The sequence below is a fragment of the Micromonospora sp. CA-244673 genome (assembly GCF_050948395.1).
Taxonomy (GTDB): Bacteria; Actinomycetota; Actinomycetes; order Mycobacteriales; family Micromonosporaceae; genus Micromonospora.
Genome location: NZ_CP192019.1, coordinates 7,096,497 through 7,109,995, shown reverse-complemented (window position 1 = coordinate 7,109,995; position 13,499 = coordinate 7,096,497). Strand labels below are relative to the sequence as shown.

Here is a 13,499-nt window from a genome sequence, read left to right as displayed (position 1 = left end):
ATCATGACGGCAGACCACCCCTCGGCGCCGGCTGGTGAGCCCGCCGGCGCGACGCCGGAGCAGCACGAGTCGATCCTGCTTGACGAGCCGACCACGGCCGACCTGCGGGCGAAGGTGACCGAGGCCTGGCGGGAGTTCGCCCGCGCGTTGGCCGATCGGCTGCGTGGGCTGCCCGCGGGCGCGCACCTGGAGGTCACCCTCGACCCGACCGCCTCCGGCACCGGGGACGCCGTCTACTCGGTGAGCGTGGACGCCGGCGAGGAGGGCCGCCTCTCGGCGCGGGCGGTCGGCAACGCGACGCTGCCGCAGGGCTACCGGCTGGACCGGGCCGCGGTGGCCGACATGATCGCGCTCGGCTGGTCCCCGCCCGGTGTGGTGGCGGGCTCCGGTGAGCAGTTCGGCCTGGACTGCGTCGCCGACGAGGCCACCCGGCTGTCGGCCGTGCTGTCCCGGACCCTGCGCGACGTCTACGGCGCCCCGCACCCCGCCTTCCTGGTCTACCTGGTGCACGACGCCGAGGGGGAGCCGCTGCCGGAGGAGCCGCTCGGCACCGCGCGCAGCGAGTTCGGCCCGGACCGCGACGTGGAGGCCGACCTGGACGAGGCGCTCGCGGCGGCCGCCACGGCCCAGGCGGGCGAGAACGACGTGCTGGCCCTGGAGGAGCGGGTGCGCACGGTCGTCTCGACGATGCTGAAGTCCAAGGCCGACCAGGTGCAGGTCGACTCGGACGGCGACATCAACATCCGCGCTGGCTCGGCGATGGTCTTCGTCCGGGTGCGCGACAACCCGCCCCTGGTCGACGTCTTCTCCCCGGTGCTCACCGAGGTCGAGCCGACCGAGCGTCTCTACGTGAAGCTCTCCGAGCTGACCAACCGCATGCCGATCGGCCGGCTCTACTGCGCCGACGACACGGTGTGGGCCTCGATCCCGGTGTTCGGCCGCAACTTCCAGGCCACCCACCTGATGCTCGCCGTGCAGGTGATGACCGGGCTCGCCGACGAGCTGGACGACCGGCTGCACGGGGAGTTCGGCGGCAAGCGCTTCTTCGGCGAGGGGGACAAGCCGGCCCGCTCCCAGGAACACCGCACCGGCATGTACCTCTGACGCCCGCGGCGGAGGGAACGCCGAGGACGGCCGCGATCGGCCGGCGAGCCGGGGTCCGGCGCGGCGTCAGCGGACGTCGAGGAGGGTCTTGCCGACCGTGGCCCGGGACTGGATGGCGGCGTGCGCGTCGGCGGCCCGTTCCAGCGGGAAACGCTGCCCGATCAGCGGCCGGAGCCGGCCGGCGGCCCCCTCGGCGAGCGCCTGCTCGCTGAGGGCGCGCAGCTCGCCGGGTGTGCCGCCGGGGCGGACCAGGGCCACTCCCCGGGCTGCGGCCTCCGCCTCGGGCACGTCCGCCCAGGCGCCGCCGGCCAGCCCGAAACTGACCATCCGCCCGCCCCGGTCGAGCAGGTCGAAGGCCGCCCGGGCGAGCGGCCCACCCACCCCGTCGAAGACCACGTCCACCCCGCCGACGGCCGCCCGGACACGGTCCGTCCAGTCCGGCTCCCGGTAGTCGACCACCGGATCGAGGCCGCGCTCGCGGAGCAGGGTGACCTTGCGGGGGCCGCCGGCCGCGGCGACGACCCGGGTGCCGGCCGCGGTGGCGAGCTGGGTGAGCAGCCCGCCGACCCCGCCGGCCGCCGCCTCCACCAGCACCCGCTCGCCGGGCCGCAGCCCGGCCGCCCGGGCCAGCATGAGCGCGGTCCGGCCGTCGGCGAGCAGTGCCACGGCCGCGTCCAGCGGCAACCCGTCCGGTACGGGGATCGGGGCGCCCTCGTCCACCGCCACGCGTTCGGCGTACGCGCCGGTGCCGCCGGTGGTGCTGACCACCCGCCGGCCGAGCAGCGCCGGGTCCACCCCGGGGCCGACCCCGGTGACCGTCCCGCCGACGCCGTTGCCCGGGATCACCGGCAGGGCCGCGGTGAACGGGCCGAACCCGGTGGCCCGGAACATCGTCTCGACGAAGGTGATGTTCGCGTGCGCCACGTCGATGAGCACCTGTCCCGGGCCGGGCACCGGATCCGGCGCCGGTCCGGGCACCAGCACCTCCGGCCCGCCGAATTCCCGTAGCCACACCGCCCGCATGTCGCCTCCCCGCTGCCGCCCTCGGAACGTCCGGGTCCAGTTGACGACCTGAAGTGCGGTTCAGGTCAAGCCGACGAGGGGCCGACGCCGGGGGACTCGACCAGCCGGGAGAGGACGATGGTGCTGCGGGACGAGGTGACGAAGGATTCGGCCCGCAGCCGCTCCAGCGCCTCCTCCAGGTGCGCGATGTCGGCCGCCCGCAGGTGCACGAGCGCGTCCGCCTCGCCGGAGACCGTGTACGCGCCGACCACCTCCGGATGCCGGCGGGCGGCGGCGCCGATCTGGGCCGGGGTGGTCCGGCCGGCGCAGAACAGCTCGACGAACGCCTCGGTGGTCCACCCGACGGCGGCCGGGTCGACGACCGCGGTGAAGCCCCGGATGACCCCCGCCGATCGGAGCCGGTCGACCCGGCGCTTGACGGCGGGGGCGGAGAGTGACACCCGCGTGCCGATGTCCGCGTACGAGGCGCGGGCATCCGCCACGAGCAACGCAATGATTCGCTGATCAACCGCGTCTATCTGCAACGTTCCGCCTCTGGGAAGCAATGGTTGTGGCTGTTACCAAAGTTGTACCGTACCTACTCTTGGTGACCGTGAACCAGCAGCGAGTCCCGCGAAAGCGGACATATCTCATGTGCTCGCCCGAGCACTTCGCGGTCGAGTACGCGATCAACCCGTGGATGGACGTGACCGCCCCGGTCGACGCGGAGCTGGCGGTCAAGCAGTGGGACCGCCTGCGGGAGACCCTGGTCGGCCTCGGCCACGAGGTCCACCTGCTCACCCCCGGCCGCGGGCTGCCGGACATGGTCTACGCCGCCAACGGCGCGTTCGTGGTGGACGGCACGGTCTACGGCGCCCAGTTCAAGCACGAGCAGCGGGCCGCCGAGGCCGCCGTGCACCGGGCGTTCTACGAGGAGAACGGCTGGCGGTTCATCGCGCCGAGCGAGACCAACGAGGGCGAGGGCGACTTCGCCTACCTGCCGGAGGCGCACGGCGGGCTGATCCTCGCCGGTCACGGCTTCCGCACCGAGCTGGCCGCGCACGCCGAGGCGCAGGAGGCGCTCCACCGGCCGGTGGTCTCGCTGCGCCTGGTCGACCCGCGCTTCTACCACCTGGACGTGGCGCTCGCCTCGATCGACGACGAGAACATCGTCTACTACCCGGGCGCCTTCTCGGCGGCCAGCCAGAAGGTGCTCACCCAGCTCTTCCCCGACGCGGTGGTCGCGGACGACGAGGACGCCCTGACCTTCGGCCTCAACCTCGTCAGCGACGGCCTCAACGTGGTGCTGAACAGCGAGGCGACCCGGCTGGCCGGCAAGCTCAAGGCGGCCGGCTACCACCCGGTCCCGGTCGAGCTGGCCGAGCTGAAGAAGGGCGGCGGCAGCGTGAAGTGCTGCATCGCCGAACTGCGCCACTGAACGCACGGAAACAGGCGGTCTCCCCGAGGGGAGGCCGCCCGTTTCGCGTGCGCGGGGTGGATCAGCCGAGCGTGGCCAGCTCGTTGATCACGACGTTGGCGAGCATCCGGCCGTCGAGCTGGACCCGGCGCAGGTACCACTTCTGCTGCGGGGTGCGCGACTGGTTGAACTGCCAGGCGCCGCGCGGGCTGTCGATCTGGCCGATCTTGCCGAGCGCCAGGTTGACCTGCTGCGGGGTCGGGTTGTCACCGACCAGCCGGATCGCCTTGTCCAGCACCAGCGCGGCGTCGTACGAGGCCATCGCGTAGGTGGTGGGGGAGGCGTTGTACGTCTTGCGGTACGCCGAGGCGAAGACCCGGTTGGCGGTGTTGTTCAGGTCGGCCGAGTAGTTCAGCGCGGTCTCGATGCCGTTCTCCTCGATCAGCCCTCGCTCCTCGCCCTTCTCGCCGTCGTCGAGCTGGCCGAGCACGGTGCCCTCGGTGAGGAAGCCGGGCGCGTAGATGGGGCCCCGGTAGCCCTCGGCGTAGAGCTGCTTGACGAACTGCACGGCCTGCGCCCCGGTGTAGTGGCAGAAGACCGCGTCGGGTCCGGGCCGCCGGTCCAGGGCCTTGCGGATCGAGCCCGTGTAGACCCCCTTGCCGGGGTTGGGGTAGTCGGGGGTGAAGATCGGGTCATCGGCGAGCCGCCGGCCGCCCTGCTCGTAGCCGCGCCGGAGGCCGTCGATGACGTCCCGGCTGCTCTGGCCCTGGGTGCCGAAGATGGCGATCCGGCTGGACGCGTCCAGCGACTGCCGCAGGTACTCCCCGAGCGCCTCACCGGGCTCGTTCAGGACGTAGGAGGTGCGCCAGATGTAGACGACGCTCTGCAGGCTGATGGGGGAGGCGTTGGAGCCGATCAGCGGCATCCGTGCCTGCTCCACGGCGTCCCGGATGCCGAGCATCACGGCGGAGCTGACCACGCCGGTGAGCGCCAGCACGCCCTCCTTGACCAGCCGGTCGACGGCGGCCTGACCGGTCTTGGCGGTGTCGCCCTCCTCGGCCGGCACCACCGTCACCGGGTGGCCGCCGAGCTGCCCGTCGTTGAGGGTGAGGAACATCTGGAACCCGTTGGTGATCTCGTCCCCGATGACCTTGTTCGGGCCGCTGCCCGGGACGATCAGGCCGATCTTGATCGGGCTGCCCGGCTTGGCCTCGTCGGCGGTGTCGGTCCCGGAGCCACAGCCCGCCGCCAGCCCGGTGGTACCCAGTGCGGCCAGCAGTTGTAGCGCCCGCCTGCGGTTCATCTGCGACACCAATTTCCTTCCCGATGGAGCGGCCAGGGTGCAACGCCCCCTCGGCGTTCTACCTGCTCCGCGACGCTGCGTCAATGCCCGGAAGATCATCGTGAAGCGACCGCAACGCGGCCACGACCTGCGGCCAGGCCGCCGAGTCGGGTGCGATCAGCCCGAAATGCTCACATTCGGGCAGCTCCATCAGCGTGGCGGGACTGCCGGCGGCCCGGGCGGCCGCCACCCAGGACCGGCTGATGGTGATCGGAACCTGCCGGTCGAGAACCCCGTGCATGACTACCGTGCGTGTTTGCACGGGCACCAACGACGATGGATCCGTGGCCGCGTACCGGTCCGGGAAGTCGGCCGGGCCGCCGCCGAGCAGCGCGGCCACCGCGCCGGCGTCCAGGTCCAGCCGGTACGCCTCGGCGAGGTCCGCGACCGGCGCCAGCGCCAGCACGCCGCCGACCGTGGTCGGGGCGTGCGCGGCGACGTACAGCGCCAGGTGCCCGCCGGCCGAGTGGCCGACGACGATCGGTGGGACGGGGGCCACCAGGCCGGGCAGCGCGGCCGCGGCCAGCTTGGGCAGCGCCGCCACCCCGGCCAGCACGTCGGTGAGGGTGTGCGGCCAGCCTCCGCCCGGCTGGCCGGTGCGCCGGTACTCGATCTGGGCGACCGGGTGGCCGAGCGCGGCCAGCGCCGCCGCCATCGGGCCGGTGTGGGTGCGGTCGTACTCGGCCCGCCAGAAGCCGCCGTGCACCACGACCACGAGCCGGCGGGGCGGCCCGTCGCCGGCCGGCCGGCGCAGGTCGGCGCACTGGTCGGGGTGGTCGCCGTAGGCGACGGTGGCGTCCGGCGGCGGGGCCGGCCGGGTCAGCACGGCGCGCGGGTCTGCGGGCATGACGGCGACGGTAGCGCGTCCCGGCCGGGTGGTTCCGGCCCGGCAGCCGGACCGGGCGCGTGCGCGTGGTGGAGGTGGGTAAAGATGGGTCCCATGACCGAAGCGCGCTTCGCCGGACAGGACGACGAACAGGGCAACGATGGCATCCCCGGCACCGTGGTGGTGGTCGGGCCGGATGGCCGGCCGGTCGGCACGGTGCAGACCGAGGAGGGCCAGGGTGAGGATCCGGCCCGCCTGGTCGAGCAGCCCGCCAAGGTGATGCGGATCGGCAGCATGATCAAGCAGCTGCTGGAGGAGGTCAAGGCGGCGCCCCTGGACGACGCCAGCCGGCACCGGATGCGGGAGATCCACGAGCGCTCGATCGTCGAGCTGAAGGAGGGCCTCGCCCCCGAGCTGCGCGAGGAGCTGGAGCGGATCTCGCTGCCCTTCACCGAGGACCAGGCGCCCAGCGAGGGCGAGCTGCGGATCGCCCACGCCCAGCTGGTCGGCTGGCTGGAGGGGCTGTTCCACGGCATCCAGGCGGCGCTGGTCGCCCAGCAGATGGCCGCCCGCGTCCAGCTGGAGCAGATGCGCTCCGGACGGCAGGCGCTGCCCAGCGGCCCGGGCGGCGGGATGGTGCCGGGCATGCCGGGCATGCCGCAGGGCAACGAGGGCCACGCGCCCGGCCAGTACCTCTGACCGGCCGGGGCGCGAGCGCGCCCCGGCCGCTCAGGCCACCCCGAAGACCTGTTCGAGATACGCGGCCACGCCGTCGGAGGTGTTCGCCCCGGCGACCTCGTCGGCGATCGCCAGGACGGCCGGGTGGGCGTTGGCGACCGCCACCGCCCGGCCGGCCCAGGTCAGCATCGGCACGTCGTTCGGCATGTCGCCGAAGGCCAGCACGTCCCGCTCGTCGATGCCGAGTCGCGCCGCGTACCAGGCGAGGCCGGCCGCCTTGGTCACTCCGGCGGCGGAGATCTCCACCAGCCCGCTGTACGACGAGTGGGTCGCCTCGGCCAGCCCCTGCAGGGCGCCGGCCACCACCCGCACGAACACGTCCGGGTCCTGCTCCCCGGCCCGGGCCAGCAACTTCACCGCCGGGACGGCGAGCAGCTCCTCCGGCGACTCGATGGCCCGGATCGCGTCGGCGTCGGCGTCCCAGCGCAGCGGGTAGTGCGCCTCGTGCCGCATCTGCCGGCTGTCCACGATCTCCACCGCGAAGCTCACCTCGGGCACCTCGGCCCGGAGCCGCCGGGCCACCTCGGCCAGCAGCTCGGGGGCGAGTGGATCGGCGCGGAGCACCTCGTCGGTGACCGGGTCGTACACCACCGCGCCGTTCGCGCAGATCGCCGGCAGGGGCTCGGCGAGCTGGTCGTACACGAGCTGGAGCCAGCGGATGGGACGGCCGGTGACCAGCACGACCGGCGTGCCCGCCGCGGAGATCCGGGCCAGCACCGCCGCGGTGCGCGGGCTGAGCGTCCGGTCGTCCCGGAGCAGCGTGCCGTCGATGTCGGTCGCGACGAGCCGAGGTGCCTCTCCCATCACCGGGAGAGTAGTCGGTCCAGGTAGACCGCGACGCCGTCGTCGTCGTTGCGCAGGGTGATCTCGTCGGCCGCGGCCCGCACCTCCGGGTGCGCGTTGGCCACCGCCACGCGGCCCCAGCCGGCCCACTCGAACATCGGCAGGTCGTTCGGCTGGTCGCCGAAGACCAGCACCTCGGCCGGGTCGACGCCGAGCCGCTCGGCGACCACGCTGAGCCCGGTGGACTTGTCCACACCGGGCGGGCAGATCTCGACGAAGCCGAGCCCGGCCTGGGTGAGTGTGGCCAGCTCGGCCGGGACGATCCGGCGGCCGACCGCCAGCAGCTCGTCCACGTGGTGGTCGGCGGTCCGCGCGAACGCCTTGAGCACGTCGCAGGAGAGGCACTCCGCGCGGCTGCGCGCCTCGAACCGGTCCGGGTAGGGCCAGCTCGGGTGGTAGTCGCCCCAGAGCGGCGCGTCGGGCTCGTCCGACGCCTCCACCATCACGGTGAGCGGGCCGACGGCGGCCTCCAGGTCGGCCAGGATCCGGGCCAGCACGCTGCCGGACAGGCGCTCATCGCGCAGCACCAGCGGTCCCGCCGGGTCGCTCTGGTCGACCACCCGGCCCCCGCCGGCCATCACCAGGAAGTCCGCGGCGCGGATGTCGTTGCGGGTCAGCTCGGTCAGGCGCGGCCCCCGGCCGGTGGCGCCGACCACCGGGATCCCCGCGGCCCGCACCCGGTCGAGCACGTCGTGGGTGTAGGCGGAGACGGTCTCGTCGCTGCGGACGAGCGTGCCGTCGAGGTCGGTGGCGATCAGCTTGGGCAGTCCCGGGCGGATCATGGTTCCTCCTTCGCCCGCCGCCGTCGCGTCGGCCGTCCAGGTCCTCGGTGCCGCGGCCACCGGACGGCGGGCAGCAACCGTATCTCGCGGAACGGGTCGCAACCATGGCTTTTCGGCGAATCGGACACCAACCCGCGGCGGCCGTCCGGTGTCCCCCTCACGGCCCGCTCCGCAGGTGCGGTCGGGCGGGCGAAGGGCCTGGTCGCCGGCCGGTCAGCGGGGCGGTTCGGGCCGGGCGAAGGGCGTGGTGGGCTGCACGCTCAGGTCGGCCGGGGCCGGCGGAAGCTCGTCCTCGGCCGCCCGGCGCCGGCTCCGCCCGGACCAGCCGTCCGGCGCCTCGTCGGCCGGCTCCGCCCGGGGCTCGTCCACCCGGCCGTCCGGCCTGGCGCCGGCCCGGCCGGACAGGTGCAGCGCGGCGGCCAGCAGCACCGTGGCGAGGAAGGCGGTGACCAGGCCGCGCCCGTGCTCGACCTGCAACCGCTGCTCGGCGGGGAAGAAGAGGGCGCGGCGGCTCACCTCCTGCAGGGAGAAGGCGGTCGCGGTCAGCACGGCCAGCAGGGCCGCCGCGAGACCGAGACCCGCGAGCCGGGCGTGCTGCCGCACCGGGGGCGCGCCGCGCAGCGCCAGGGCCACGGCGACCGCCAGGCCGAGCAGTCCCACCAGGTACGCCACCCCGAAGCCGCCCACCTCCGCGACCCCGCTCGGAAGCCGGATCGTGCTGCTCCCGTCCGGGCCCTCGTTGGGGACGGTCACCACCAGCCACTCGCCGATCAGCGAGGCGACCGCGGCCACCGCGCCGAGGCCGGCGAGCACCGGCGGAAGGCGGTGGTCCCGGCCCAGGCCGGCGAGTGAGCGCCCGACCCGGCCGGGCGGGGCCGGTTCGGCGTCGCCCCACTCGACGACGGTCGTGTCGTCGGACCGGTTGTCCTGCCTGGGGATGGGGGGATCCTGGGACATCGGCCACCTTCCCGTACGCGGGCCTGGGTCGAATCATGGCACAAGCGGCACCCGGTGACAGGGAGCGCAAGCGCGCAGGCCGGTGCGGGCCGGGCAGCTTTCGGTTAGCGTCGGTGCCATGCCTATCCGTACCGCTTCCGCTCGTTGGCAGGGCAACCTCACCGAGGGGTCCGGCACCGTCCGCACCGGCAAGGGCGGCCTCACCGGCAACTACTCCTTCAAGTCGCGCTTCGAGGAGGGCGAGGGCACCAACCCCGAGGAGCTGATCGGCGCCGCACACGCCAGCTGCTTCTCGATGGCCCTCTCCAAGCAGCTCGCCGACGCGGGCGCCACCGACGCCTCGGTCGAGACCACCGCCACGGTGCACTTCGACAAGACCGACGCCGGCATGACCGTGACCCGGATCGACCTGGAGACCGTCGGCCAGGTCCCGGGCCTGGACGAGGCCGAGTTCACCAAGCTGGCCGAGGCGGCCAAGGAGAACTGCCCGATCTCCCGGCTGCTCTCCCCGGGCGCGCAGATCACGCTGAACGCCCGCCTGGGCTGACCACGCCCGACACGGCAAGGGTGCTCCCACCGGGCGCCCTTGCCGTGTCGCGCGCCGATCGTGAAGGGTGGCCGGGCCGCGTGGCCGTGCAGATGAGCCGGGAGCGGTTCGAGGAGCTCGTCGGCGAGGCGCTCGACGAGGTGCCCGAGGAGCTGCTCGGGCTGATGAGCAACGTGGTCATCCTGGTCGAGGACGACCCGCCGCCGGGCGAGGACCTGCTCGGGCTCTACGAGGGGCACGCGCTCACCGAGCGGGGCTGGGACTACGCCGGCGTGCTGCCGGACCGCATCCTCATCTACCGCAACCCCATCCTGGGGATCTGTGACACCGAGGACGACGTCGTGGACGAGGTGGCGGTGACGGTGGTGCACGAGATCGCCCACCACTTCGGCATCGACGACGCGCGCCTGCACGCCCTCGGGTGGGGCTGACCGGGCCCGCGGCGCGCCCCGCTCGGCTGATCCCCGCTGTTGCGCGGGTCCCCTAACCTCCGGTGCAGGCACATCCCGATGCAGGAGGAAACCCATGCGCAGCGCGCTGTTCTCCGCGGAGAACCTTGAGAAGGAGTCCCAGCAGCCGGGCATGCGGCTGCAGAACTCCAAGATGCTGAAGATCGAGCTGAACGGCGAGGCGATGGCCCGCGTCGGGTCCATGGTCGCGTACCAGGGTCAGGTGCAGTTCCAGGCGCTCGGCTCCGGCGGCATCGGCAAGTTCATCAAGCAGCGGCTCACCGGTGAGGGCGTGCCGCTGATGAAGCTCTCCGGGCGCGGCGACGTCTTCCTCGCCGAGCTCGCCAAGGACGTGCACATCATCGACCTGGAGCCCGGGGACGCCCTGTCGATCAACGGCTCCAGCGTGCTGGCCTTCGACGCGACCCTCCAGTACGACATCAAGATGGTCGGTGGCGCCGGGATGGCGTCCTCGTCCGGCCTGTTCAACTGCGTCTTCACCGGCCACGGCCGGATCGCGATCACCACCAAGGGCACCCCGGTGGTGCTCAACGTCGACCAGCCCACCTACGTCGACCCGCAGGCCGCGGTCTGCTGGTCGGCCAACCTCCAGACCGGCTACCACCGGGCCGAGCAGCTCGGCCTGGGCACGCTGCTGGGCCGGAGCACCGGCGAGGCGTTCACGATGAGCTTCGCCGGTCAGGGCTTCGTCGTGGTCCAGCCCTCGGAGGAGCCTCCGGTGCAGGGCAGCGGCGCCCAGCAGCAGCAGGGCGGCCTGCTCGGCGGCCTGCTGCAGTGACCGTCCGGTGCGCGGGGCGCCCGCTCCGGGCGCCCCGCCACCGTCAGTTCAGCTCGCCGGCGCGCAGCCGGGTCAGCCAGGCCGCCGCGTCCGCGTAGTCGGTGTCGGAGAGGCCGGCCGGAGCGGGGACCGGCCGGTCGCCCGCCGCCGGGCTCCAGCGGTGCCGGGGGTACGACCCGAGGAAGCGCACGTCCGCGCAGACCCGGCGCAGCCCCTGCAACGCCTCGCCGAGGCGCACGTCGCCGACGTGGCCCGTGCAGTCGAGGAAGAAGACGTACCGGCCGAGCGCCTCGCCGGTCGGACGGGACTCGATCCGGGTCAGGTTCACTCCGCGGGTGGCCAGCTCCGTGAGCACCGAGAGCAGCGCGCCGACCCGGTCGTGCGCGATGTAGACCGCCAGCGAGGTCACGTCGTCGCCGGTCGGGGGCGGGGGCGGGCCGGGACGGGAGACCAGCGCGAACCGGGTCACCGCGTCCGGGTGGTCGGCGATCTTGTCGGCGAGCACGGCCAGCCGGTGCCGGGTGGCGCCGATCGGGGCGCAGATGGCGGCGTCGTACTCGCCGTTCGCCGCGCCCGCCGCGGCGGCGCCGTTGGACAGCACGTCGACCACCGTGGCGTCGGGCAGGTGGTCGCGGAGCCAGCCCCGGCACTGGGTGGACGCCTGCGGGTGGGCCGCCACGGTGCGCACCTCGGCCAGCGCGACGCCGGAGCGGGCGGCGAGGACGAATTCGACCGGCAGGATCACCTCACGGGTGATCACCAGGGGCTCCCCCTCGGCCAGCTCGTCCAGGGTCACGCCGACGGCGCCGCCGATCGAGTTCTCCATGGGCACCAGCGCCGCGTCCGCCTCGCCCGCCCGTACGGCGTCCAGCGCCTCGCCCACGCTGCGCGCCGGCGTCCGGCCACCCCGCTCGGCGGCGGGGACGGTGCGCAGCGCCTGCTCGGCGAAGGTGCCCTCGGGACCCAGGTAGACGAAGCGGGTCGGCGGTGTTCCCGGCATGTCGACCAGACTACGCACCGGGGGTGCCGTCGCAGGCCAGGGTCCGGATGCCGGACGGGCCGGCGGCCCGCACCTCCACGCCGCACACGTCGGTGCCCGCGGTGACCAGTTCCAGCGCGGTGGGCCGGCCCCGGGTGACCACCTGGAGTTCCTCGTGCCCGCTGACCGCCAGCACGGTGTACTGCCAGCCCTCCGCGCAGAGCGGGCCCGTCCGCACCGTGACCCGGACGTCGCGGGGCAGCACCCGGGCCGAACCGCGCAGCAGGGCGATCACCCGGTCGCCGGACGGGCCGGACCGGCAGGGCGTGGCGGTCGGGTCCGGGGTGGGCGCCGTGCGGGCCGGCCCGGTCGGGGTCACCGGTGCGGCCGGCGTCGCGCTGGGGGTGGCGGAGGCGGTCGGGGCGGTGGTCGCGGAGGCGGCCGGGTCGGTCAGCTGGGGCGGCGCGCCGCAGCCGGCGAGGGCGAGCAGGGCGGCCAGCACCACCGGGAGGCGTCGGCGGGCGGGGTGGGGCGGGATGCAGGGCACGGTGCGATCCTCGGCATCGACGGATGTCGTCATGGCCGGTCGGCCGAGCCCATCGTAGGAGGATCACCCGGGCGGGTGAAGTCAGGTCTGGACCCGGTGCCCGGCCCGTTCCAGGGCGTTCGTCGCCTCGACCAGTCGCACGGCGGGCACCAGCAGGTGGTCGGTGTCGTACGTGCAGAAGGCCACCACGTTGACCCGGGCCCGGGCGAGCGGGTCGATCAGTGCGGCGAGGGTGCCGGTGACCGCCGCGTCCAGCGGGCCGACCAGCCGCAGGCAGCGCCATTCGGTCTCCACGTCCGCCCCGGCGGGCGCCCGCTCGGCGGGGCAGATCACCGAGACGCCGTCGGCGGTCCAGCTCACCGTCACCACGTCGCGGTCGCCCAGCGCGCCCCAGGTGTGCGGGGGCAGCATGGTGCCGGCCGGCAGGCGGCACACCGCGTACGCGCCCGGCAACAGAGCGACATCGAGCATGAGGGCACCCTACGGCCTCCGCGTGGCTGTGCCCCAGCACCGCCCGGTGCGGCGATCGCCACACATTCCCGCAGGTCAGACCGCCGAGAAGAAGGAGAGCGAGCCGGCCACCTGGCCGTCGGTGAGCACCGGCGTGGAGATGGCGTCGACCGTCGTGCCCGCGTCGGAGCCGGGCCCCTGGACCCGGAGCAGCCCCCGGGCCAGCCGGCCGGAGTGCACCGCCAGCAGCGGCGGGATCTTGTCGGTCTCCTGCTCGGTCAGCTCGCTGGGGCTGGCCGTGAAGTCGACCAGGCGCAGGCCGCCCTCCAGCAGCGGCCGGCCGATCACGTCCTCCGGGGCGCCGAGGCAGAGCAGGTCGCAGCCGGACGAGGAGATCGCCACCACGGTGGTGTCGGCGTCGATCAGCAGGCAGGGCTCGGCGGCCTGGGAGACCATGCCGGACCACCGCCCGACGTTGTCGGACTCCTGCTCGGTGGGCGTCCCCGCCGGAGGCACGAACACTTCCGAGAGCGAGAGTTCGACGTGGGCCACCGCGCCTCCTATGTACACCGACGGTCTGTCCACGCTAGCCGGTCGTCACGACGACCGCCCGACCGCGCTGCGTCTCCGGTGGCCGGAGCCGCACGGGGTCCGGGGCTCGGCGGGACCGGGGGACAGGTGTCGGTGCGACGGTGCCCGGTGCCGGGCGGCCGGCGA

General features: G+C 74.1%; 17 protein-coding genes. 6 read left to right on the top strand and 11 right to left on the bottom strand.

What is annotated here, in order from left to right; translation table 11 throughout:
• Positions 1-3: 3 nt before the first annotated feature.
• Complete coding sequence (locus tag ACQP12_RS32815) at positions 4-1,104, top strand: T3SS (YopN, CesT) and YbjN peptide-binding chaperone 1 (RefSeq protein WP_357944281.1); 1,101 nt, start codon at positions 4-6, stop codon at positions 1,102-1,104.
• Positions 1,105-1,170: 66 nt separating this feature from the next.
• On the opposite strand, the gene ACQP12_RS32810 is transcribed toward ACQP12_RS32815, so the two are convergent.
• Both ACQP12_RS32810 and ACQP12_RS32805 read right to left on the bottom strand, forming a co-directional pair.
• Positions 1,171-2,127: a zinc-binding dehydrogenase gene (locus tag ACQP12_RS32810; RefSeq protein ID WP_433283962.1), complete on the bottom strand. Its 957-nt coding sequence runs from the start codon at positions 2,125-2,127 to the stop codon at positions 1,171-1,173.
• A gap of 65 nt (positions 2,128-2,192) precedes the next feature.
• Entirely contained in the window at positions 2,193-2,651 is a 459-nt protein-coding gene (locus ACQP12_RS32805) for an Lrp/AsnC family transcriptional regulator (protein ID WP_091265141.1), read from the bottom strand.
• Between the two features lie 107 nt (positions 2,652-2,758).
• Between ACQP12_RS32805 and ddaH the strand changes: the two genes are divergently transcribed.
• The gene (gene ddaH / locus ACQP12_RS32800) at positions 2,759-3,544 is read left to right on the top strand and encodes a dimethylargininase (RefSeq protein WP_433289564.1); all 786 of its coding nucleotides are present in this window, start codon (positions 2,759-2,761) and stop codon (positions 3,542-3,544) included.
• Positions 3,545-3,605: 61 nt separating this feature from the next.
• On the opposite strand, the gene ACQP12_RS32795 is transcribed toward ddaH, so the two are convergent.
• Both ACQP12_RS32795 and ACQP12_RS32790 read right to left on the bottom strand, forming a co-directional pair.
• Complete coding sequence (locus tag ACQP12_RS32795; protein ID WP_433283959.1) at positions 3,606-4,835, bottom strand: ABC transporter substrate-binding protein; 1,230 nt, start codon at positions 4,833-4,835, stop codon at positions 3,606-3,608.
• Between the two features lie 49 nt (positions 4,836-4,884).
• Complete coding sequence (locus tag ACQP12_RS32790) at positions 4,885-5,712, bottom strand: alpha/beta hydrolase family protein (protein WP_433283957.1); 828 nt, start codon at positions 5,710-5,712, stop codon at positions 4,885-4,887.
• An 84-nt stretch (positions 5,713-5,796) separates the two neighbouring features.
• Here ACQP12_RS32790 and ACQP12_RS32785 point away from each other — a divergent pair, with 84 nt between their 5' ends.
• Positions 5,797-6,390: a bacterial proteasome activator family protein gene (locus ACQP12_RS32785; RefSeq protein ID WP_357944295.1), complete on the top strand. Its 594-nt coding sequence runs from the start codon at positions 5,797-5,799 to the stop codon at positions 6,388-6,390.
• A gap of 30 nt (positions 6,391-6,420) precedes the next feature.
• Here the strand turns inward: ACQP12_RS32785 and ACQP12_RS32780 are convergent, their stop codons facing one another.
• The 3 genes from ACQP12_RS32780 to ACQP12_RS32770 all read right to left on the bottom strand — a co-directional run bounded on the left by ACQP12_RS32780 (position 6,421) and on the right by ACQP12_RS32770 (position 9,011).
• Positions 6,421-7,233 carry an HAD family hydrolase gene (locus ACQP12_RS32780; protein WP_433283955.1) on the bottom strand — a complete coding sequence of 271 codons (813 nt, stop codon included), beginning with the start codon at positions 7,231-7,233 and terminating at the stop codon, positions 6,421-6,423.
• The gene (locus ACQP12_RS32775) at positions 7,233-8,054 is read right to left on the bottom strand and encodes an HAD family hydrolase (protein ID WP_433283953.1); all 822 of its coding nucleotides are present in this window, start codon (positions 8,052-8,054) and stop codon (positions 7,233-7,235) included. The genes ACQP12_RS32780 and ACQP12_RS32775 overlap by 1 nt, the downstream gene beginning before the upstream one ends.
• Positions 8,055-8,267: 213 nt before the next feature.
• A complete protein-coding gene (locus tag ACQP12_RS32770) occupies positions 8,268-9,011 on the bottom strand; it encodes a hypothetical protein (RefSeq protein WP_433283951.1) in 744 nt (247 codons plus the stop codon).
• 118 nt (positions 9,012-9,129) lie between these two features.
• On the opposite strand from ACQP12_RS32770, the gene ACQP12_RS32765 reads away from it, so the two are divergent.
• The 3 genes from ACQP12_RS32765 to ACQP12_RS32755 all read left to right on the top strand — a co-directional run bounded on the left by ACQP12_RS32765 (position 9,130) and on the right by ACQP12_RS32755 (position 10,806).
• Entirely contained in the window at positions 9,130-9,558 is a 429-nt protein-coding gene (locus ACQP12_RS32765; protein ID WP_433283949.1) for an OsmC family protein, read from the top strand.
• Positions 9,559-9,644: 86 nt separating this feature from the next.
• Positions 9,645-9,989, top strand: coding sequence for a metallopeptidase family protein (locus tag ACQP12_RS32760; RefSeq protein ID WP_357944606.1), 345 nt, complete (start codon positions 9,645-9,647; stop codon positions 9,987-9,989).
• A 94-nt stretch (positions 9,990-10,083) separates the two neighbouring features.
• Positions 10,084-10,806 carry an AIM24 family protein gene (locus tag ACQP12_RS32755; protein ID WP_433283947.1) on the top strand — a complete coding sequence of 241 codons (723 nt, stop codon included), beginning with the start codon at positions 10,084-10,086 and terminating at the stop codon, positions 10,804-10,806.
• A gap of 43 nt (positions 10,807-10,849) precedes the next feature.
• On the opposite strand, the gene pheA is transcribed toward ACQP12_RS32755, so the two are convergent.
• The 4 genes from pheA to ACQP12_RS32735 all read right to left on the bottom strand — a co-directional run bounded on the left by pheA (position 10,850) and on the right by ACQP12_RS32735 (position 13,334).
• Positions 10,850-11,806 (bottom strand): prephenate dehydratase, encoded by a 957-nt coding sequence (pheA, locus tag ACQP12_RS32750; protein WP_433283945.1) that lies wholly within the window; start codon positions 11,804-11,806, stop codon positions 10,850-10,852.
• 10 nt (positions 11,807-11,816) lie between these two features.
• Positions 11,817-12,332, bottom strand: coding sequence for a hypothetical protein (locus ACQP12_RS32745; RefSeq protein ID WP_433283943.1), 516 nt, complete (start codon positions 12,330-12,332; stop codon positions 11,817-11,819).
• Between the two features lie 81 nt (positions 12,333-12,413).
• A complete protein-coding gene (locus tag ACQP12_RS32740) occupies positions 12,414-12,803 on the bottom strand; it encodes an ACT domain-containing protein (protein WP_433283941.1) in 390 nt (129 codons plus the stop codon).
• Positions 12,804-12,878: 75 nt separating this feature from the next.
• A complete protein-coding gene (locus ACQP12_RS32735) occupies positions 12,879-13,334 on the bottom strand; it encodes a PAS domain-containing protein (RefSeq protein ID WP_433283939.1) in 456 nt (151 codons plus the stop codon).
• Positions 13,335-13,499 lie beyond the last annotated feature (165 nt).